This window comes from Sporosarcina sp. NCCP-2222, from assembly GCF_023168145.1.
GTDB lineage: Bacteria > Bacillota > Bacilli > Bacillales_A > Planococcaceae > Sporosarcina.
Genome location: NZ_BQYK01000014.1, coordinates 24,999 through 44,407, shown reverse-complemented (window position 1 = coordinate 44,407; position 19,409 = coordinate 24,999). Strand labels below are relative to the sequence as shown.

Genomic DNA, 19,409 nt, shown 5'->3' with positions numbered 1-19,409 from the left:
GTCGCTGAAAACATTTTATCACAGGGATGGAAGTGGCTTTTTCCTATTTACACAATTATATGGACTTAATCTGGGAGCACGCCAAATTACTGAGGAAAACGCCAAATAAAGTAGGAACGCTAGTTAATCCGGATGAACGCCAATATATCAATACGAATACCATTAACTCCTCCTAAACGCCAATATATCGAAACGAACGCCAGATAACCCGCCCGAACGCCAGTAAATCAAATTGAACGCCAGATAATCCGCCTGAACGCCAGTAAATCAAATCGAACGCCAGATAACCCGCCCGAACGCCAGTAAATCAAATTGAACGCCAGATAATCCAACCAACATCAACGTTCAACCAAAACAAAAAACCTGCAAAATCCTTTTCTCAAAGGATTTACAGGTTTCAACCAACTACTTTGCAACTCAACGCACGACAAACAACTCATGCAAGTTTTCTCCAAAATGCGCTTTCGCTTCGGCCACGCCACCGACCGGGACAGCGACGAGAACGCAGGTGGCTGGCCCGGCAGAGGCTGCTGTATCGAGAGGAGATTGGATTGTTACATTATCAATCCCAAATAAATCCCGCACTTCTTTCAGCAAGCCACCTGAACCGACAGGCCATAGCCGCTTGATCAGCCCGGATTGAAGCGCTTCATGAATGGACCTAAGCGAGGCGATGTGCTGTTCCTGTTCGAGTACAGCGTTTCCGACGAGCGGAACGCCATACGTGAACCAGATGACTCCCTCTTCATCCACGGTCCTATTCTGTTTACCGATCATGGTAACGGCAATTGCCGATTGCAGAAGAGTCATGTTTGTCTCAGTGCTTCCGGTAATTGCTGGAACTGCTATACCGGCTTCTTCAAATATGTCCCGAACGCCATCTTCGTAGGCAAGCCAACTTTCCGGACCGCTGAAGTTATGGATGAGCGCGGCGATCGGTTCAGCTCCTGCCGCCCATTGTTCGAGCAGTGCCACGCGGGCGGCAAATCTTGCGGTCGTCCGATCGGGAACGCTGACGACATCCGCCGCCTTCATTCCGATGCCTCCGGAATTATCGGTCGTAAGAATCAAACCGCCTTCCAATTGGACTGCATTTCTCATTCGCTCCTACCGCCTTCCTACCTTCCGTCTAACCAGAGTTCAGTTTCCCTACAGGTCCTTATTAAATCATCCAATTAAATGTTGTGTCTCTTGGTTCAAAGTTTTCTTCATCCAACCGCTTTTCATTTCCACCACAACCCTCATTGAATCAAACCAGTCCTCCGGCTCATCGCCTTCTCAACCGCCGGCATGACGACACCGGCAACAGCGGCATTTAATACAGTGGCCAGGAAAATTGCCGGAACGGCACCGATGAAAAATGCAGGAGACATGAGGAAATAGAATGGCAACGGGGCCAGCAACCCGTTTGCGACAATGAAGAATAACCATTTCCATACGTGCCGGCCGCTTTTATGAAGTCTCGCAAACACATACAAAATGACAAACATTTCGATAGCAATGAGCAAATGGAACGGCCCGAGTGGAAATCCTCCGTACATGGCAGAAGACAAGTGGCCGATCGACGATGCCAGACCGGTGAAAACCGGCGGTAAAAATGCCGCGGCCAATAATGCCGGCACCGTGTCTAGCGCGAGCGAGCCGATGCCGGAAGGGATTTTGATAAATCCTCCGATGGCGCAGAGTGCCGCAAAAATCGCGGTTAACGTCAGTTTCTTCAGTTGCATGTTCAATCCTCTTTCTTTTTGCCTGTCCGGAACACTTTTGCGCTGCGGACATATTCATTATCCGGCACGCCAATTCGCGCGTTGACAATCCGGGCTGCAACGAATAAATAATCGGAAAGCCGGTTTAAATATTTTTGCACAGTTGGCGGCACGTCTTCTTCCGCTTTCATTAACGTCACAGTCAGACGTTCTGCCCGTCTTGTCACGGTTCTTGCGATATGAAGCGTGGCTGCTGCAGGCGAGCCTCCCGGCAAAATGAATTTCTCGAGTGGCGGGGCTTCTTCCATCAAGGCATCGATCCGCTGTTCGAGTACTTCGATCGGCTCTTCGGATAATTTATAATGGCGCTCCTTCATCACATTGGCCAAGTCCCCGCCGCCATCGAATAATTCGTTCTGAATGGCTTCGAGGTCTTCCAATAAATCCTTGAATTTATCTGCATCCAGCTCCGTCATCGCTTTCCCGATAAATGAATTCAGCTCATCAATTGTTCCGTAAGCCTCAACGCGCAAGCTGTCCTTATCGACGCGTCCGCCAATTAAACTTGTTTTCCCCTTATCCCCAGTTCGTGTATAAATTTTCATCCTGCCTCTCCCCTTTTCTTCAATGTTTGTGCAAGACCGTACCAAATCCGGGTCACTTCATCCGCTTCCGCCATCAACCATTGATACAAGCGTCCGCACTGATCCCGAAGTTTTCGCTGATCTGGTTCGACTGGAACAATGCCCCGGCCTAAATCTGTCAAAATGACTACGGTTTCCTTGCCGTTTATTCCTTTTAATATATGTTCCCATGCAGCCGCTTCGTCCATTTCTGAACGCCCCAGCCACTCTTCGATCCGATCCAGCACAATAAATTCCGACTGCACATCCGCCAAACCGTCCAAGTCCCATGCATGACCATCACCAATCCACTCCCATTTAGACGGCTCATCCAGCCAATTTCTCACAAACTCCCGCTTTCCGTTATGGGCACCTCCGATATAGATATGCACGGCAACCCCTCCTTCAAGTCGTCATAATGGCGCCACGCCAGCTTCCAAACAGATCCATGCGGAACAGACCACGACCAAAAATCTACCGGGCCATCCGGCGAGAAAAGCGATAGCAACGACCGGATCGGCCCGCCATGTGTGACAACGACGCTTCCGGACGATACATCCAAAAGCGCTGACCGCACTCTCGCTTCCACTTCCGCCAAACATTCTCCGCCTCTAGGAGTAGTTCCCATTGGATCGTCTATCCACATGCGATACTCCTCATCCATTTCCAGCTCCGCATATGTTTTCCCTTCAAACTCTCCGAAATGGCATTCCCGCCATCTGCGATCTGCCACGTATGCCGCTTCGGGGAAATAAACAGCCGCACTTTCCTTGGCACGGAGCAAATCGCTTCCGTACACGGTCTTGACCTCACCGAATACATCCTGCCGGGACCTGCCGTGGTCACTTGAAATCGGCTCATCGGTCCATCCAATATACTGACGCTTTTCATTCCCTTCAGTCGGCAAATGGCGAATCAAATACACATGATGATCGTCAACCATAATAGCGCCTCCATCCCTTCCACAAACGCACCGGCCAAATCTCCGGTCACGCCGCCGAAGTTACGGACCGACCAGTGGCGGTAAATCAATAGGCCGAGTGTTATTACGGCTAAAAGAATGACAGAAAGCAAAATATTTCCGAGGTAGTACCCCATTAAAATCAAAACAACAATTCCAATCCCAATCGACCAGCCGTAGAGGGGACCCTTCTTCAGTTTCCCTTGGAAGAAGTACGCCAGCCCCTCCTCTTTCGCCGTATGAATGGACGCGAAGTATACATTCATTCCTGCCCTCGCGAGGAAAGGAACTGCCACATAAAGGAGCACATTCACATTCCCTGTGGCAATTAATTCCTGAAATAAAGCGATCTTGCCGACAATCAATAAGACGATTGCCATCGTGCCGAAAGCGCCGATGCGCGGATCTTCTAATATTTCGAGCCGTTTCTTTCGGTCCCGATAGGAGAAAAAAGCATCTCCCGCGTCGGCAAATCCATCGACATGCAAGCCACCAGTGAGTCCGATTCCAGTCACTACTACGATGACCGCTGTCAGGAAGGATCCCATGCCGAGCATATCTGTACAGAGCCACGCTGCCCCGAACATGGCGGCTCCAATGAGCCCGCCGATGAACGGGAGCACCATGTACATGCCCGTCACTTCCTTTTTGCCGAGCGGCAGCTCTTTCCGCACCGGGATAGATGTGAAGAACTGAAATGCCAGCAGCAGTCCGGTCATTGCGCTTCACCCGTGATCAGCAATTTGATGTACGGCCAATCGATATGTGCCTGGATATGCGCTGCCCATTCGTCATATCTGTCGGTTCCTGGCGGTGCATCCTGCACTGCGCGTTCCATGTCCTCTTCTTCGATGCCATGGTCCGGTTTATACGGGATGACGCCAGCCACGCGGATTCCCGTATAGGACTCGATGAATTCAATGCCGTCCTGAAATAGTCCGACGTCTCCATAGAATTTATTAATAACAATCGCTTTTACCCGAGCCCGGTGTTCGGGCGCCAGCAATTGAAGCGTTCCCACAATGGAAGCAATCGCGCCGCCGCGTTCGATGTCCGCAACGAGCAATACCGGAACGTCCGCCATGTCTGCAACGCGCATATTGACAAGTTCGCGGTCATTCAAGTTCACTTCTGCCGGACTGCCCGCTCCTTCGATGATGACCGTGTCGTAAAGGCTGGCCAGCGTATCAAGAGAGGAACGGATCGCTTTAATGCCGCGTTCGAAAAATTGATCGCGATAGGCCATTCCTTCTACAGGTCCGAATTTCTCTCCGTTCATGAAGACATTCGATGTTTGATTGCCGCAAGGTTGCAATAATATCGGATTCATCTCGATCATTGGCGCCGTCTTAGCAGCTTCCGCCTGCAAATATTGCGCCCGGCTCATCGTTTTCCCATCCGGGAGAACCGCCGCAAACCGGGACATATTCTGTGATTTGAAGGGAGCGACTCTGAAACCTTCATTCGCGAGAGATCTGCAAAACGCTGTACAAATCATCGTTTTGCCGACGTCAGAAGCCGTTCCCATGACCATTAATCCATTCATCCCCGCTTGCCTCCTCCCGTTTCCAATAAACCGCAATGCCATGATCCATTTCAATTGCCATACTCGACAGCCGGACAATCTCCCGGTGCAGCCGCCCAATCCATTCACAATAGATCCTTGTTTCATCATAGATGGAGGCCGGTTCATCCAATACTTCGTTGGACACGATGATAAAACGGGTCGCCCGCTTCGCAATCGCCTGAATTGTCCCGATCACTTCATCCGCTTTTCGTTCCATGCAACCGGCTTGTCCAATGCATGGAGTACCAGTTTCCCAGCCATCGTACAATTCATTCGCAAGCCATGTCGTCAGGCAGTCCCAAAGGACGAAATCACCTTCCTGGATCGTGCTGAGCGCCTCTTCCAAGCGGGTCGGCTGCTCGATCGTCAGCCAATTTTGCCCGGCACGGTCCGACTGGTGCTTGCGAATCCGACTCTCCATTTCCTCATCTGTTGCTATTCCAGATGCGATATAAACAAGGCGGCTGTGCGCTTCTTCCGCTTCTTTCACAAGCAATGCTTCCGCGAACGAACTTTTCCCCGAGCGGACCCCGCCGCTGATGAACGTCAGTTGGCTGCGAACCATCGATACAGTTCCTCTTTCAACAGATTCAAATCCGTTTCGCTTTTCATGCCGACTCGCAGCCAGCGGCCGTCCATCCCATTGAAATTCTCCGAATGGCGTAACACAATACCTTTGGCAAGCATATCCGAATACAATGTACGTGCGTCCTGGCCCTCTCTTAGGGAGAATGACAAGAAGTTGGAGACGGAATCGGTTACCATGCATCCTTCCGCCCTTAAAAAGGCGGCCATTTTTTCACGTTCCACTTTCGCATGTTTGATCGCCCGCTCCCGGTACTCCTGTTCACCAAGGCAAATTGCGCCAATCTCAGCTGCGATTCCATTGACGTTCCAGTGGGGAGCTGTCTTCTTCATTTCTCCGATAATGGATGGCTCAGCTGTGATATACCCGAGGCGAATACCGGGAATTGCATACATTTTCGTCATCGAACGCACGACGATCACGTGTGGGAATTCATCTAGTTCGGGGATGAATGACAAGGATTCATCCACAAAATCAATAAACGCTTCATCTAGAATGACCTCAGTCCCGACTTGCTGTGCCCGCAAAATGATTGCCCTCAATTCTTCCCGGGGCGGCAGGACGCCCGTCGGATTGTTCGGCGTACAAAGGTAGATAACATCCGCCTGCTCCAAAGCGTCCAATATCGGCTGAGTTGGCAAATGAAAACCGTTCTCTTCCGATGCCACAATTGGCTGGATTCTTACTCCGTTTGCCCGCAGGGTTGCTTCATATTCTGAAAACGTCGGGTGGACAATGATCGCCCGTTTGCCGCGATAGCGAGCCGCTAAAAGCGCCAATAACTCCGCCGCTCCATTTCCTGCGAGCAATCTCGATGAATCCACTCCGTGAAAAGCAGCAGCCGCTTGCTTAAAGGGCTCACCATCCGGATGCGGATAGGACGATAGCTTACCCACCAGGTCCGGCCATACATCCAGCACAGCTTGCGGCGGCCCTTCCGGATTGCAGTTTTCGCTAAAATCGAGAATTTTCTCCGGCGCCTCCAGTCCGAATCGTTTATAAAGCTGACGGGGGTTCGCCCCATGATCAGGCAATCGCATAAATTAACACTCCTACTCCGGTCATCACAAGCCAAAAAACAAACGCCACTGTATGCATTTGACGGATGGCCATTTGTATATGCATCGCTCGAAGCGGTGTCGTGCCTGGCCCAATTTCCGGACGGTTCGACACAACGCCTCTGTATGTATTGGTTCCACCAAGTTTGATGCCAAGCTGCCATGCAGTCGCCGCTTCCAAATACCCGCTGTTCGGGCTCGGATGGCGACGGGCATCCCGGAGCCACCCTGCAAGCCGTTTGGAGAGAGGCGTTCCGGATTCATCCCGGGTCACCAGCACCATGAACAAGCCGGTGATCCGTGCGGGAATGAAATTCAACACATCGTCCGCACGGGCCGAACATTTGCCGAATTGTTCATATCGTTCATCCCGGTAGCCGACCATCGAATCGAGCGTGTTCACTGTCTTATAGAGCCATAATCCAGGTGCCCCGAAGAGGAAAGCCCAAAATAGAGGGGATGTCACGCCGTCCGCTGTATTTTCGGAAACTGTCTCGATAGCACCGCGGGCAATCTCCCCTTCTTGCAAATGCTCCGTATCCCTTCCGACAATCCAAGACAGCTTTTCGCGCGCCTTTCCCATATCTCCCGCAGCAAGGGGTTCGTAAACATCCATCGCGGCGTCCTTCAAGCTTTTCTGTGCTAATCCGATAGCTATCAGTATGGCTTCGACGAGAATCCCGATGTACAGGTTAACTTGGTAAGCAATGCTGACGATGGCTAGAACAATAGCCGTCACGATGGCAATCATGAGAACGAACAGGATCGCCCCTTTTGCAAAGCGGTGTCGTCCTTTATTCAACAAACGGGTCAATTTCGAAATGGACGTGCCAATCCATCTGATAGGATGTGGCCAACTTGGCGGATCTCCAATAATTCGGTCGAGAACAAAGCCGATGGCGATGGCAATAAAATGCGCGGGAATCATACCGTCCATCCTTTCGCTATCTTGTAGGCACGGATCGCCCGGATTGTGCACTCATACACGCCGTGACCGACCAGTTTGCCTAAAGGCGTAATGGGACCAGCATACGGCAGCCATTCTCCCCTTTGAGTTGCTGCCACCAACAAGCTGTCCGTCGACGTACCTGTCGCAATTGTCCCGGTGAGCGGATCGAGGACTTTTTCATCCTGAAGAGCTTTTGTCTTCGCTTCGGTCGCAGTGATCATCGCTTGGATAAAGGCCTCGTCTGGTAAATGTCCATTCACAATGACCCATGTGTTAATTGTCCCAATTCGCTGCTTCTGGTCGCGGGTAAGTGTCTTTGACACATCCACCGCATTTCCGACGCCGGCAGTCACCGCAATAATAATGGAACCAAACTCTCCAATGAATTCTTCAATTTCTACATGCTCCGTCGTGACAGCCGTCATCATGCCGACCGTTTCTGTTAGATGGAATCCTTCTCGCTCCAGATAAGCCGCATTTTCCGCCTGAACATCATCACAATTGTAATTCGCATCGACATGACGGTTGACGAAAGCCCGATACCAGCCCATTCCAGCATTGTGTACAGCAGAAGATAATGTCTTTAGCGGCTGGTCGGCTGTTAGCGAAACATGTTTTGAAGAGACCTCAAACTGCTCTTTCGTGACGATGAATGGCTTCATTTCATCCATTGTATCAGGAAGAAGCGTCATCTGCGGTTTTGGCAATTCAGGATGCGGCTGGGTTTTGACACGCGCTTCATAAACACTGCTGATCATCGAATCCTTGACGACGTCGAGCGGGCTGCCGATCATGGCGATGCGCCCCTTCTCCATTAGCAGAAGCCGATCGCAATAGAGAGAAGCCAGGTTGATATCATGGAAGACCGAGACGACCGTAACGCCTTTTTCGACCGCATGGCTGCGCACGGTATCGAGCAGTTGTTGCTGGTGTGCAATATCGAGATGGTTTGTCGGTTCATCCAGCAATAAAATCGGCGCTTCCTGAGCCAGCGCCTGGGCGACGAAGACACGTTGCTGCTCCCCGCCTGACAGTATTTCAATTGCTGTGTGCTCGTATTTGGTTACACCGGTGTATGCCATCGCTTCCTGCACTGCCCGTTCATCTTCTTTCGACCAAGTCGAGAAAAGCCCGGACTGATGCGGGTACCTGCCGAGCGATACAGTCTCCTTGACAGTATGCGAAAAAGCATGGGCATGAAGCTGCGGCAACACCGCTACTTTTTGGGCAAATTGTTTTTGCGAATAAACACTGGCATCCTGCCCATCGATTTCAACAGTGCCTTCCTGCTTCGGCAAAATGCCGGAAATGATTTTCAGCAAGGTTGATTTTCCACTGCCGTTTGGGCCTAATATGCCGAGGATTTCTCCTTTATTCACTTCAAATGAGATGTGCTGGACGACCGGTTCCTTCCCGTATCCCCCTGACAGATTGTGCACCTTGAGCATATTACATGGCCCCTTTCCGTCTCTGTCGATAAAAGATGTATGCGAATACTGGCGCACCGATGAACGAAGTGATGACACCGACTGGCAGTTCTGAAGGTGAAATAATCGTGCGTGCAATCAGATCGCAAATAATTAATAACGTTGCTCCATTGAAGAAAGAAAGCGTCAGTAAATGGCGATGGTCTGCGCCCCACAGAAGTCTTGTCATATGCGGGACGACGAGCCCGACGAAACCGATCGTTCCAGACACAGCCACAGCAGAACCCGTCAAAATGGAACCGCCGATGAGAATCATGAATTTACGGCGACGAACGTTGACACCTAAATGATGCGCCCGCTCTTCACCAAACAGCATAGCATTCAGCTCCCGCCGATTGAGCCAAAGGATGAAGGACCCGATAACGACAAACGGCAGCACCATGACGATATATTTCCAGCCACGCATCGACACGCTTCCTAGCAGCCAGCCGATAATTTGCCGCAGCTCTTCCCCGGTCAACGCAATCATCAGGGACAGAACTGAGCCGAGGAACGACCCGAAAATGATACCCGTCAAGATGATCGTCTCCATCTTCATAGAACGGTCGACGAGTCTCGCAAATCCGAGAACAAGGAACATCGTTACCGCGGCGCCGACCATGCTAAAGATTGGCAACGTATAAGCGCCCAGCATCGGAATGGATAAGCCAAAAAAGAGTGTCACAACCGCACCTACCGAGGCGCCGGATGACACTCCGAGGGTGTATGGATCGGCAAGCGGATTTTTCAGCAATCCTTGGAACGCAGCACCTGCGATGGCAAGCGAGGCACCGACAAGGCCCGCCAATATGACACGCGGCATGCGGATTTTCCATAGAATATTGGTTGCTGTTGTATCCGACGAATCCCAGAACGTGCTCAACGGCACTTTCACGGTTCCGATGGATACACCGAGCCATACCGCCACAGCCAGTGTGGCGGCACTCACGATGTAGGCGATGCCTGTTTTATTCACCGAACGCCTCTGGATAAATAGCTTTCGCCACTTCTTCCAGGCCTAGCGCCAGGCGAGGGCCTGTCCGGCTCGTCATATTCTCATCAACTTGAATGACGCGGTCTTCTTTGACAGCTGTAATATCGCTGAAGCCGTCGCGATTTTTCACGCTCTCCACGATATCCGGCACATAGCTGTACATGACGATGATGACGTCAGGGTTTTGCTTCACGATTTCTTCCGGGCTAATCAAGGCCCATCCATCAGCTGTCACAACGTTTTCAGCACCGATCATATCAAGCATTTCCTGCATGAATGTCCCTTTGCCGGGTGCATAAATGTCAGGCGCATCGGATGTTTCCACAAAGACACGCTTCTTTGTCTCGACATCTTTAGTTTTCGCAACGACCTCGTCCACTTTCGCTTTCATGTCCGCTACGATTTTTTCAGCTTCTTCCGTCTTGCCTGTTGCTTCTCCGATCGTCTTGATCGTTTCATATGTTTCATCAAAGTTCATCGCATTCTTGACGACAAATACTTGAATGCCCGCGTCGCGGATTTGCTGCCAGCCTTCTTCACCGGAGCTTTGTCCCATTTCATTCGCGAAGACAACGTCCGGGCCCATGGCAATGATTTGCTCGACATTGAATTGCATGCCGCCGACCTTTTCCTTCTCAAGCGCCTCTTCTGGATAGTTATCGAAATCTGTGACTCCGACAATTTCCTCATTCAAACCAAGAGCGAAAAGGATTTCTGTGTTGCTCGCTTGCAAGGAAACAATTTTCTTAGGTGCTTCCTCAAATGTAATTTCATTGCCAACCGCATCGGTCAATGTCACCGGGAACGCAGGAGCTGCCTGCTCGGCATCGCCAGCTGTTTTCCCACCCGTTTGCTCTGTTGCATCCTCTTTCTTCGGCTCATCCGACGTGCCACATGCCGTCAAAAGCAATGCGGCAAATACAGCCGTCAACCAAAGCTGCCAAAACTTCTTCATTTTGTCTTCCTCCTATTGATTCCAAACAAAAATCCCCCGTCATATGAACGGAGGACAACGCTTAGTAAAAATTCGGCTGCGCCAAAGCGCACCGACTCTTCACCAAACCTATCCTCGTAGGGTTGCGGGTGATTCACAAAGGCAGGTCTCCTGGCTCGTGCTCCAATCGCATACCGCGCCTTCCCGGATCAGATCCAGTGGCATCAGGCGGATAGCTTGCACTTACAGTGGCGGGACCGCGCCGGCTTTGAACCGGCTTCCCTTTTAACCCCGTCGTTGATGGCGGGGCACCTTCATGTTCGGATATGTAATTGTGTACGCAACCATTATACTATAAAACATTTCCTTGTCGATAGATGGAAAGTCGGAGAGGGGTTGGCGAGAGTTGAGGGATGACGACTTTCCTGTGTTTGTCCTGTCGTTCAAATTTTGAGAACGGAGCAGCTGGTATGCGAAGAGGATTATGTAACTGACAAGCTTATGGCGCGCTGAATGCACTTCACCATCTAAGGGGTTGTTATGTGCGCAGATTTGATACTGCGAGAGCATACACGGAGTGGAAGTGAGGTCGATTTAATTAGGGGGACGGGTGGGTTTCATGTGAAATGGAAAATATATGAGCAGTCCGGAACCGGATATGAGCGGTTAATTAGTTATACGAGTGGTTCGAAACGTGATACGAGCGGTTACAAAGTTTTATGAGTGGTTCGAGACGAGATTCGAGCGGTTAATCAAATATACGAGAGGTTCCAAAGGAAATACGAGCGGTTCGAAACCAGATACGTATGATTACAGATTCTCCCTGCTGACCGGACTGGATACGAGTGGTCTACCGGATATGAGCGGTTAATTAGTTATACGAGTGGTTCGAAACGAGATTCGAGCGGTTACAAAGTTTTATGAGTGGTTCGAGACGAGATTTGAGCGGTTAATCAAATATACGAGAGGTTCCAAAGGATATACGAGCGGTTCGAAATCAGATACGTATGATTACAAATTCTCCCTGCTGACCGGACTGGATATGAGCGGTTAATTAGTTATACGAGAGGTGCAAAACGAGATTCGAGCGGTTAATCAAATATACGAGCGGTTCCAAACGAGATACATATGATTACAAAATCCCCCCTGCTGACCGGACATAAATATCAAGCAGTCACATCCTACTTTCAAAGGTCCCCCTTCTGATGAATAAAAAACAACCCCCGCCTGTCCCAAACTGAACTGGGAAAGACGGGGGTTTTTCTTACATTCTTTCAGGCGCTGCGACGCCGATTAGTTTCAAGGCGTTGGCAACAGTAGTACGTGTTGCGGTGACGAGGGCCAGACGCGCTTCGGATAGGTCGCGGTTGTCTGGGTCGAGCACTTTTTCTGCGTTGTAGAAGCTGTGGAAGGTAGCCGCCAGCTCCTGGATGTATGTGGCGATACGGTGTGGCGAGCGCAGGCGTGCTGCGTCCGCGACCATTTTCGGGAAGTCGCCGATTTTCTTGAGCAGTTCGACTTCTTTTTCCGACTGCAGTAAGTCCACGTGGTCAGTAGAAGCGACCATGCCTTTTTCTTCCGCTTGGCGCAAGATGGATGAGATGCGCGCGTGTGCGTATTGTGCATAGTAGACCGGGTTTTCATTGGACTGGGAAATGGCGAGATCCAAGTCGAAATCCATTTGGGAGTCGCCAGAACGCATGGCGAAGAAGTAACGGACGGCATCCAAGCCGACGTCCTCCACCAGTTCACGCAGCGTGACTGCTTTCCCTGTCCGTTTGCTCATTTTAAATTTCTCGCCGTCTTTGTATAGCTGTACCATTTGTGCAACTTCGACTTCAAGTGTATCGCGATCGTAGCCAAGCGCTTCGATGGCTGCTTTCATTCGCGGAATATAGCCGTGGTGGTCGGCTCCCCAAATATTGATGAGCTTGTCAAAACCACGACGGATTTTATCCTCATGATACGCGATATCCGGCGTCAAGTACGTGTAGCTTCCGTCGTTCTTGATCAAGACGCGGTCTTTATCGTCGCCGAATGTAGTAGAACGGAACCATGTCGCGCCGTCTTCTTCAAAGACGTGGCCATTGCTACGTAGTTTATCAAGCGCGATGCCGATTTTTCCATCGGTATATAAGGAAGTTTCAGAGAACCAATTGTCAAAGCGTACCCGGAAATCCTCCAAGTCCTTCTTCAATTTTTCCAGTTCGTAATCAAGCCCGTACTTCCGGAAAAACTCAAGCCGCTCTGCTTCCGGCATATGTGTGTACCGATCTCCGTATTCTTCCGCAAGTGTCTTGCCGATTTCAATAATATCTTGGCCGTGGTAGCCGTCTTCCGGCATTTCTTTGTCCATGCCGAGTGCCTGGAAGTAGCGCGCTTCCACTGAGAGTGCCAGATTATTTACTTGATTGCCGGCATCGTTAATGTAGTATTCCCGGGACACGTCGTAGCCCGCGAAATCAAGAATGTTGCAGAGGGAGTCGCCAAGTGAAGCTCCGCGTGCATGTCCTAAATGCAAGTCGCCCGTCGGGTTTGCAGAAACGAACTCGACTTGCACTTTTTCGTGTTGTCCAAATGTAGAACGTCCATAATCCGTTCCTTGAGCCAGTACCGCTTTTACTACATCACCAAGGAAGTCGGTCTTCAACCGAATATTCATGAAGCCCGGGCCAGCGATTTCTACTGATTTAATTGCTGTATCCGTAGTATCCAAATGCTCCAAAATAGTTTCCGCAATGACGCGTGGCGGCTTTTTCGCCAGCTTCGTCAGCTGCATGGCGATGTTCGTCGCATAATCCCCGTTCTCCTTATTTTTCGGTGTTTCCAGCAGAATGTCCGGAATCTCTGTTTCTGCCACCAGTTCAGCGGCGATGACCGCTTTTCGGAAAGCCGATTTAATTTCTTGTTGTATCTTTTCTACAGCGTTCATTTTAGTCCCTCCATGAAAGAAATTTGAAGCTTATATGTACCGAGCAGCGCTCCATCCGCATGCAATTCGTAATGGACGTGAAAGTCCCCTGCCGCGCCTGCTTTATCCGTATTCATTTGAAGTTCTCTTGTCTTTACTAGCAAATTGAACATCGCCGGGCCATTTCCGTACGTACCCGGTCTTGGTGTTCCGATGGAAAACGGCAAACGCATTTGCACCGCACCGTTCCTCATGATGAGCGCTTCCTCATCACCGAGTTTCACAGTTGTCCGGATGATTTGGCCATTCTGCTTTTCTTCAAAACGCAAATATAGGTTGCCCGCTTTTTCAATGATGACACCTTTTGCTTGCAGTGTGTGTTTATCTGCCGGCTGGCCTGGATGAATGATCGTTGACCGCAGTTTGACATCCACGGCACGTTCCATATTCGCAGTTTCCATTCAGAACCATCCTCCTACTCAAATATCTATTCATTATATCGTTTCTGCCGCAAACTTTCCAACGAAGTTTTCCCAATTCCACCCGTTTAATCCTCTGATGCGTGTCCATACTGTTGGTAATGAAACATTCAAGGGGGTTCCGATGCGATGAAACGGTCTGATTTTATTAAAAAACAGAAGAAGCGGAGATTGCTGCGCACTTTCCTTATGCTTGCCATCACCGGAGTTACCGCCTTTTTCACAGCCCTGTTATGTCTTCGGATCTATGCGCAAATTGCGGGTGCCCCCTCACTGAGCGTACCTAAGGCATCTGTCTTTCTCGACAAGAACGGACGGCAGATCGGCGATAAATATTCGGCTGAACGCAGGTATTGGGTCGGTTTGGATAATATTTCGCCTTTCCTGGTGGATGCATTTATCGCGACGGAGGATCGCAATTTCTACAAACATAACGGGTTTGATTACCGTAGGATCGCAGGGGCCGTACTGAAAGACGTGAAAACGATGAGAATGGCGGAAGGCGCCAGCACGATTACACAGCAGTATGCCCGTAATCTATATTTGACACACGAGAAATCGTGGAACCGAAAAATAAAAGAAGCGCTGTACGCCTATCGGCTAGAGATTTTCTATGAGAAAGACGAGATTTTGGAAGGCTATATGAATACGGTCTACTTCGATCACGGGATGTACGGAGTTGAAGCAGCCAGCAAGTTTTATTTTGCCAAACCCGCGAAGGACCTGACTCTTGAGGAGGCGGCCGTCATCGCAGCCATTGCCAAGGGTCCCTCGATCTATTCGCCAATCGATAACCCGGAACGTTCGCGAAACCGGCAATTGACAATTCTTCATTTGATGGAGGAACAAGGGTTTATTACGGAAGTGCAGGAAGAACGAGCAAAAAATACGCCAATCGCATTAAAGACAGACGAGTGGTCGGAAATGAAACGGGTAGCGCCTTACTTCTTGGATGAAGTGTGGCGTGAGGCTGAAAAGGTTTTGAGTGAAAAAGGGCGCTATCCTGGGGAAGGCGGATGGACGATTCGCACGACGCTCGATTTGCACCATCAGCAAGCTGCTGAAGAGATGGTGGACAAATGGATGCCGAAAAACGACTTGCAGGTGGCATTCATTTCGATGGAACCGGAAACCGGAGCCATTACCTCTATGGTCGGAGGCACCGATTATGCGGTAAGTCCCTTTAACCGAGCCACACAGGCAAAACGTCAGCCGGGCTCCGCCATGAAGCCAATTCTTTACGCGGCTGCTTTGGAAGACGGCTTTAGCCCACTGACTTTCATGTCGACTGAGCGGACCATTTTCACATATGACGAAGGGCGTTCCACGTATGAACCGAAAAACATCAATGGAAAGTTTGCCGGCCATCCGATTTCCCTGGCCCAGGCCATCGCTCTGTCCGATAATATTTATGCGGTCAAGACACTAGAAAAAGTCGGCTATAAAAAGTTCAATAATATGGCTGAACGGCTCGGCCTGCATGTGAAATTCCAAGAGTCGCCGGCCGTTGCACTCGGCACTTCCGTCGTCACATTGAAAGAGATGACCAATGCATACAACCGCGTCGCCTCCACGGGATTGAAAGTGGAACCGACGACTATATTATCCATAACCGATGCGCAAGGCCGAACCGTTTATGAAAAACCGAAAACGACAAAAAAACGGGTGATCACAGAACAGGATGCATTTGTCCTCACTCATTTGATGACAGGAATGTTTGATCCCGTGTTCAATGATTATTTGATTTCCACCGGCCTGACGATGCGGCCGAAGCAGACCCGGCCCTATGCAGCAAAGTCCGGTACGACCATTTCAGACCAATATTTGATCGGATTTACTCCTTCGCTGACAGCCGGGATTTGGACTGGATTTGATGTCGGGCAGAATTTGACCGAGTTTGAAGACAAAGCTGCCTCCAAGCGTATCTGGATCGACTTCATGGAGAAGGTACACGAAGGGAAGACGGAAGAACCGTTCGTCCCGCCAAGCGGAGTGAACGGGGTCATTGTGGATGTGGAGACCGGTGGAATTGCGGTCAATGAATGTCCGAAACAGCGATTGGTTTATGTGAAAGAAAAGGATATGCCGCAAAAACTTTGTACCGATCGCAGTTTGCGGGAGGACCGGCTGTCCGGTAACGAGGAAGAAGAAGGTTCCTTCGAATTGTTCCCATTCTCTTTCTTTGAATAAAAGACGAGGAACCATCAAAAAAGCTATCCGTCCTCCTAAGAGGATGGATAGCTTTTTTACCGGTTTAGGCATCCCGCCCGTATTATGCTTGGGTTGTAAACATACAGGCGCAGACTGCGCTATTCCGGTTGTCCTAGCTTACAATAGCAAGCTGTATTTTTAGTGTACTTCCTTTCTCGCTTACATTCAACCTCGGATGCAATAGTCCGATGGAAATTTCACATTTTGTTCATAAATGTGGCGAGTCCGCACCCAGATCGATTCGCAATTTAGGCTCACTTCGTTCCCACATTTCAGAGTTATGCGATTGCAGGAAATCAGCAAGGATGCGCTTTGACTTTTCATCCATCTCATCCACAATGATTTGCCGCTTCAGCGATTTATCCATTTTATTCACATGATCTGCCAGAATTTTGTAACCGCGCCGTTTTTCCTTATTGACGACCATTTCACAGGCTGTCACTCCCGCATAATATGGACCGTCTTCCTTGAAATCGATCGTAACCCAAACGAGCCAATACGGCTTTCCGCCTTCCGAATCTTCCCGGTTCGTCGTAAATTTCACGCCGCGCTCCGTCTCACTGCGGGCATGCATCGCCCCTATTTCAATGCGGGCTTCTTCCGCCTCGATGTCCACGATGACCGGCGAAATATTTTCAAGCGACAACGATCCGATGCCAAAGCCCTTATGGCCATCTGTCGGATCATTCTTTATAATGGTGAATCCCAATTTTTGTTTAGGTTTCTCTTCATTCGCCATTTTTATATCCTCTCCTACTCTGTTATTATATACACTATACCGAATTATCGCAGGAAGGGGGAAATGGTATGCCATACGTAACCGTAAAAATGATCGAAGGCCGCACAGAAGAACAAAAACGTGCGCTCTGCGAAAAAGTGACAGCAGTTGTCTCCGAAACAACAGGAGCTCCCGTCGAAAACGTTGTCGTGTTCATCGAAGAGATGTCCAAAAACCATTACGCCGTCGCTGGAAAGCGCTTGAGCGACGCAGAATAAGTTGTACAATCCACCGGCCTATGCCGGTTTTTTATTTGCAATGAAATGCGGGAACGTTTAGGTAAATCGGGATGTACCTAAGAAACCCCGGTGTATTGATATGTAGAAATCGGCGGTTATTCCCCCCTAAGACGCCCTTCCGCCAGGAAACATCCTCTTTACAGCGCCGATCACCGTCTAAATCCGGTCTATCACCGGGTAAACAGTTTCTATCACCGCCTGAAACCGTTCTATCACCGGGTAAATCCATTCTATCACCGCCTAAACTGAATAGTTCACCGCATGACTACAATTCAGATGGATTTGCCGTGTTACTTTTTCTTATTACCGTTGCCATACCCACCAAGGTTGTCTACCCCTTCTCCTAGCCACACAAAAAGCCGGCAATTAGCCGGCTGGGATGCTTGTACATTGCTGCAGTTCTTCGATGAATTCGAAGGCTGTGGCCATTTCGTCTTCTGTGAAGTTGAGTTTGCTTTTGACAATATGTACTTTGGCCACTTGCTCTTCTTTTGGCAGATGGTCGAAGTAGAGAAGGGTGGAGACGAGTTCCAGGAACCGGGAGCTTTTTCCGTTTAGCTTGCCGATGCAAATGCTGAGCATTTCATGGGGCGTTTCGGCTGTTTCGAGGAAGCGTTCTCCTTCTTCAGTGACATTGTAGTGATACTGGACGTAGGATCCTTTGTCTGTACATTGTTCGGACAGGAATCCCATGGCGCACAGTTCTTCTACGCGCAACGTCAATTCCTCCGAATAAGGTCCGTACATATGTAGTTCGTATTTTTCAGCGAATGCAAAGTTCATTTTCTTCGCGATGTATACCATTTTTTGCAGTTTTTTTCGACCGCTCACTTCTTGCGCCAGTGAAATGAACTGTACGATTCTGGCATGTTCTTGCAACAAGTTGCCCACTCCTCTCTCATTCTTTCAACATCTTGAGCATGTCCGCGTAAAGCGGTATTTCATCTTTCTTTTCGAGCAATAGATCTTCGGGGAAATAAATTTTATGGTCGGTGCGTCGTTTGCCTGATATGGCGTCCACGATGTCCGAGGAACGCGACAGCTCCCGCAATTCACCGCCTGGCATCTGCAAGTAAATTGGGACGCGTTCATTCTCTTCGCCGGGACGGTAAAAGTCGTATGGCAAATCAGAGGAAGAGTCGGCAACTAGATAATATTCCGGATCTAAACCCGCCTCTTTAAACAGTTGCTCCAGTTTGCCGATCTTCCGGTATTCCTTCGCGGGATCGAATTCGGCATATTGGAACAGCCTACGATTAATAAAGCGGTCGCATAAATCTGCCAAAATGGCATCTTCCTCTTTGCGCCACCATTGGAAATACGCTAATAATACACTTTCATCCAGTGATATGTAGTCTTCCAGTTGAAAAGTTTGATTGAAAAAAGAGCGGAAATGGACAGGGTCATAGGTGAATTGGTATCCGTTGTTGTGCAGCTGTCTCGCCCGATGCAAGATTTTCATCAGTATGACTTCGGCACTACGCGAAACCGGGTGAAAATACACTTGCCAATACATTTGGTATCGGCTCATTATATAATCTTCCACCGCATGCATGCCGCTAAACTTGATGACGACCTGTTCTTCTGCAGGCCGCATGACGCGCAGGATTCGTTCCATATCGAAATGTCCGTATGAAACGCCGGTATAATAGGCGTCCCGCTGCAGGTAATCCATCCGGTCCGCGTCAATTTGGCTGGAGATCATGCTGACGACAAGTTTGTCCGGGTACGTCTTGCCGATGACATCGGCCACTTTTTGCGGGAAATCAGGAGACACTTTTCGTAGAACGGCGTTCACTTCTGTATCGCCAACCAAAATTCGCTGCGTGAATTGTTCATGGTCCAGGCTAAATACCTTTTCGAAGGCATGCGAAAAAGGGCCATGGCCCAAATCATGAAGGAGTGCAGCACAAAGCGTAACAAGACGTTCTTCATCGTTCCATTCAG

22 protein-coding genes and 1 riboswitch are annotated in these 19,409 nt (G+C 49.7%); of the genes, 4 read left to right on the top strand and 18 right to left on the bottom strand.

Features of this window, described 5'->3' with window-relative positions; translation table 11 throughout:
• Positions 1 to 417: 417 nt before the first annotated feature.
• The 13 genes from NCCP2222_RS19825 to NCCP2222_RS19765 all read right to left on the bottom strand — a co-directional run bounded on the left by NCCP2222_RS19825 (position 418) and on the right by NCCP2222_RS19765 (position 10,865).
• On the bottom strand, positions 418 to 1,101 hold the full coding sequence (locus NCCP2222_RS19825; protein WP_248514135.1) for a hypothetical protein: 684 nt from the start codon (positions 1,099 to 1,101) through the stop codon (positions 418 to 420).
• Between the two features lie 140 nt (positions 1,102 to 1,241).
• Positions 1,242 to 1,727 carry an ECF transporter S component gene (locus NCCP2222_RS19820; protein WP_248514134.1) on the bottom strand — a complete coding sequence of 162 codons (486 nt, stop codon included), beginning with the start codon at positions 1,725 to 1,727 and terminating at the stop codon, positions 1,242 to 1,244.
• Between the two features lie 2 nt (positions 1,728 to 1,729).
• Positions 1,730 to 2,311, bottom strand: a complete 582-nt coding sequence (locus NCCP2222_RS19815; protein ID WP_248514133.1) for a cob(I)yrinic acid a,c-diamide adenosyltransferase — start codon at positions 2,309 to 2,311, stop codon at positions 1,730 to 1,732.
• Positions 2,308 to 2,721 (bottom strand): bifunctional adenosylcobinamide kinase/adenosylcobinamide-phosphate guanylyltransferase, encoded by a 414-nt coding sequence (locus NCCP2222_RS19810; protein ID WP_248514132.1) that lies wholly within the window; start codon positions 2,719 to 2,721, stop codon positions 2,308 to 2,310. Before NCCP2222_RS19810 ends, NCCP2222_RS19815 begins: the two co-directional genes overlap by 4 nt.
• The gene (locus NCCP2222_RS19805; protein ID WP_248514131.1) at positions 2,673 to 3,272 is read right to left on the bottom strand and encodes a histidine phosphatase family protein; all 600 of its coding nucleotides are present in this window, start codon (positions 3,270 to 3,272) and stop codon (positions 2,673 to 2,675) included. The genes NCCP2222_RS19810 and NCCP2222_RS19805 overlap by 49 nt, the downstream gene beginning before the upstream one ends.
• A complete protein-coding gene (gene cobS, locus NCCP2222_RS19800) occupies positions 3,245 to 4,009 on the bottom strand; it encodes an adenosylcobinamide-GDP ribazoletransferase (protein ID WP_248514130.1) in 765 nt (254 codons plus the stop codon). Before cobS ends, NCCP2222_RS19805 begins: the two co-directional genes overlap by 28 nt.
• Complete coding sequence (locus NCCP2222_RS19795; RefSeq protein ID WP_248514129.1) at positions 4,006 to 4,836, bottom strand: cobyric acid synthase; 831 nt, start codon at positions 4,834 to 4,836, stop codon at positions 4,006 to 4,008. Before NCCP2222_RS19795 ends, cobS begins: the two co-directional genes overlap by 4 nt.
• On the bottom strand, positions 4,802 to 5,422 hold the full coding sequence (locus NCCP2222_RS19790; protein WP_248514128.1) for a bifunctional adenosylcobinamide kinase/adenosylcobinamide-phosphate guanylyltransferase: 621 nt from the start codon (positions 5,420 to 5,422) through the stop codon (positions 4,802 to 4,804). Before NCCP2222_RS19790 ends, NCCP2222_RS19795 begins: the two co-directional genes overlap by 35 nt.
• Positions 5,404 to 6,483, bottom strand: coding sequence for a threonine-phosphate decarboxylase CobD (cobD, locus tag NCCP2222_RS19785; RefSeq protein WP_248514127.1), 1,080 nt, complete (start codon positions 6,481 to 6,483; stop codon positions 5,404 to 5,406). The genes NCCP2222_RS19790 and cobD overlap by 19 nt, the downstream gene beginning before the upstream one ends.
• Positions 6,470 to 7,426 carry an adenosylcobinamide-phosphate synthase CbiB gene (gene cbiB, locus NCCP2222_RS19780; RefSeq protein WP_248514137.1) on the bottom strand — a complete coding sequence of 319 codons (957 nt, stop codon included), beginning with the start codon at positions 7,424 to 7,426 and terminating at the stop codon, positions 6,470 to 6,472. The genes cobD and cbiB overlap by 14 nt, the downstream gene beginning before the upstream one ends.
• On the bottom strand, positions 7,426 to 8,898 hold the full coding sequence (locus NCCP2222_RS19775) for an adenosylcobinamide amidohydrolase (protein ID WP_248514126.1): 1,473 nt from the start codon (positions 8,896 to 8,898) through the stop codon (positions 7,426 to 7,428). The genes cbiB and NCCP2222_RS19775 overlap by 1 nt, the downstream gene beginning before the upstream one ends.
• A gap of 1 nt (position 8,899) precedes the next feature.
• Entirely contained in the window at positions 8,900 to 9,892 is a 993-nt protein-coding gene (locus tag NCCP2222_RS19770; protein WP_248514125.1) for a FecCD family ABC transporter permease, read from the bottom strand.
• Positions 9,885 to 10,865, bottom strand: coding sequence for an ABC transporter substrate-binding protein (locus NCCP2222_RS19765; RefSeq protein WP_248514124.1), 981 nt, complete (start codon positions 10,863 to 10,865; stop codon positions 9,885 to 9,887). Before NCCP2222_RS19765 ends, NCCP2222_RS19770 begins: the two co-directional genes overlap by 8 nt.
• Before the next feature lie 123 nt (positions 10,866 to 10,988).
• Positions 10,989 to 11,175, bottom strand: a riboswitch (cobalamin riboswitch).
• Between the two features lie 363 nt (positions 11,176 to 11,538).
• Between NCCP2222_RS19765 and NCCP2222_RS19760 the strand changes: the two genes are divergently transcribed.
• Both NCCP2222_RS19760 and NCCP2222_RS19755 read left to right on the top strand, forming a co-directional pair.
• On the top strand, positions 11,539 to 11,715 hold the full coding sequence (locus NCCP2222_RS19760; protein WP_248514123.1) for a hypothetical protein: 177 nt from the start codon (positions 11,539 to 11,541) through the stop codon (positions 11,713 to 11,715).
• Between the two features lie 12 nt (positions 11,716 to 11,727).
• A complete protein-coding gene (locus NCCP2222_RS19755) occupies positions 11,728 to 11,898 on the top strand; it encodes a hypothetical protein (protein ID WP_248514122.1) in 171 nt (56 codons plus the stop codon).
• Positions 11,899 to 12,108: 210 nt separating this feature from the next.
• On the opposite strand, the gene argS is transcribed toward NCCP2222_RS19755, so the two are convergent.
• Both argS and NCCP2222_RS19745 read right to left on the bottom strand, forming a co-directional pair.
• On the bottom strand, positions 12,109 to 13,776 hold the full coding sequence (argS, locus tag NCCP2222_RS19750) for an arginine--tRNA ligase (protein WP_248514121.1): 1,668 nt from the start codon (positions 13,774 to 13,776) through the stop codon (positions 12,109 to 12,111).
• Positions 13,773 to 14,216: a YwiB family protein gene (locus NCCP2222_RS19745; RefSeq protein ID WP_248514120.1), complete on the bottom strand. Its 444-nt coding sequence runs from the start codon at positions 14,214 to 14,216 to the stop codon at positions 13,773 to 13,775. The genes argS and NCCP2222_RS19745 overlap by 4 nt, the downstream gene beginning before the upstream one ends.
• Positions 14,217 to 14,363: 147 nt before the next feature.
• Between NCCP2222_RS19745 and NCCP2222_RS19740 the strand changes: the two genes are divergently transcribed.
• The gene (locus NCCP2222_RS19740; protein WP_248514119.1) at positions 14,364 to 16,424 is read left to right on the top strand and encodes a transglycosylase domain-containing protein; all 2,061 of its coding nucleotides are present in this window, start codon (positions 14,364 to 14,366) and stop codon (positions 16,422 to 16,424) included.
• 229 nt (positions 16,425 to 16,653) lie between these two features.
• On the opposite strand, the gene NCCP2222_RS19735 is transcribed toward NCCP2222_RS19740, so the two are convergent.
• Positions 16,654 to 17,184 (bottom strand): YwhD family protein, encoded by a 531-nt coding sequence (locus tag NCCP2222_RS19735; protein ID WP_248514118.1) that lies wholly within the window; start codon positions 17,182 to 17,184, stop codon positions 16,654 to 16,656.
• A 68-nt stretch (positions 17,185 to 17,252) separates the two neighbouring features.
• Here NCCP2222_RS19735 and NCCP2222_RS19730 point away from each other — a divergent pair, with 68 nt between their 5' ends.
• On the top strand, positions 17,253 to 17,441 hold the full coding sequence (locus NCCP2222_RS19730) for a 2-hydroxymuconate tautomerase (RefSeq protein ID WP_207960143.1): 189 nt from the start codon (positions 17,253 to 17,255) through the stop codon (positions 17,439 to 17,441).
• A gap of 387 nt (positions 17,442 to 17,828) precedes the next feature.
• Here the strand turns inward: NCCP2222_RS19730 and NCCP2222_RS19725 are convergent, their stop codons facing one another.
• Together NCCP2222_RS19725 and NCCP2222_RS19720 are read right to left on the bottom strand one after the other, a co-directional pair.
• Complete coding sequence (locus NCCP2222_RS19725) at positions 17,829 to 18,344, bottom strand: YwgA family protein (protein ID WP_248514117.1); 516 nt, start codon at positions 18,342 to 18,344, stop codon at positions 17,829 to 17,831.
• Positions 18,345 to 18,360: 16 nt separating this feature from the next.
• A partial coding sequence (locus NCCP2222_RS19720) for an HD domain-containing protein (protein ID WP_248514116.1) occupies positions 18,361 to 19,409 on the bottom strand: 1,049 nt, incomplete at its 5' end.

Excerpts from the sequence above, each read along its gene's own strand:
- NCCP2222_RS19825 (WP_248514135.1), bottom strand. The coding sequence starts at position 1,101 with ATGAGAAATGCAGTCCAATTGGAAGGCGGTTTGATTCTTACGACCGAT.
- NCCP2222_RS19820 (WP_248514134.1), bottom strand. The coding sequence starts at position 1,727 with ATGCAACTGAAGAAACTGACGTTAACCGCGATTTTTGCGGCACTCTGC.
- NCCP2222_RS19815 (WP_248514133.1), bottom strand. The coding sequence starts at position 2,311 with ATGAAAATTTATACACGAACTGGGGATAAGGGGAAAACAAGTTTAATT.
- NCCP2222_RS19805 (WP_248514131.1), bottom strand. The coding sequence starts at position 3,272 with ATGGTTGACGATCATCATGTGTATTTGATTCGCCATTTGCCGACTGAA.
- cobS (WP_248514130.1), bottom strand. The coding sequence starts at position 4,009 with ATGACCGGACTGCTGCTGGCATTTCAGTTCTTCACATCTATCCCGGTG.
- NCCP2222_RS19795 (WP_248514129.1), bottom strand. The coding sequence starts at position 4,836 with ATGAATGGATTAATGGTCATGGGAACGGCTTCTGACGTCGGCAAAACG.
- NCCP2222_RS19790 (WP_248514128.1), bottom strand. The coding sequence starts at position 5,422 with ATGGTTCGCAGCCAACTGACGTTCATCAGCGGCGGGGTCCGCTCGGGG.
- cobD (WP_248514127.1), bottom strand. The coding sequence starts at position 6,483 with ATGCGATTGCCTGATCATGGGGCGAACCCCCGTCAGCTTTATAAACGA.
- NCCP2222_RS19775 (WP_248514126.1), bottom strand. The coding sequence starts at position 8,898 with ATGCTCAAGGTGCACAATCTGTCAGGGGGATACGGGAAGGAACCGGTC.
- NCCP2222_RS19765 (WP_248514124.1), bottom strand. The coding sequence starts at position 10,865 with ATGAAGAAGTTTTGGCAGCTTTGGTTGACGGCTGTATTTGCCGCATTG.
- argS (WP_248514121.1), bottom strand. The coding sequence starts at position 13,776 with ATGAACGCTGTAGAAAAGATACAACAAGAAATTAAATCGGCTTTCCGA.
- NCCP2222_RS19745 (WP_248514120.1), bottom strand. The coding sequence starts at position 14,216 with ATGGAAACTGCGAATATGGAACGTGCCGTGGATGTCAAACTGCGGTCA.
- NCCP2222_RS19740 (WP_248514119.1), top strand. The coding sequence starts at position 14,364 with ATGAAACGGTCTGATTTTATTAAAAAACAGAAGAAGCGGAGATTGCTG.
- NCCP2222_RS19735 (WP_248514118.1), bottom strand. The coding sequence starts at position 17,184 with ATGGCGAATGAAGAGAAACCTAAACAAAAATTGGGATTCACCATTATA.
- NCCP2222_RS19730 (WP_207960143.1), top strand. The coding sequence starts at position 17,253 with ATGCCATACGTAACCGTAAAAATGATCGAAGGCCGCACAGAAGAACAA.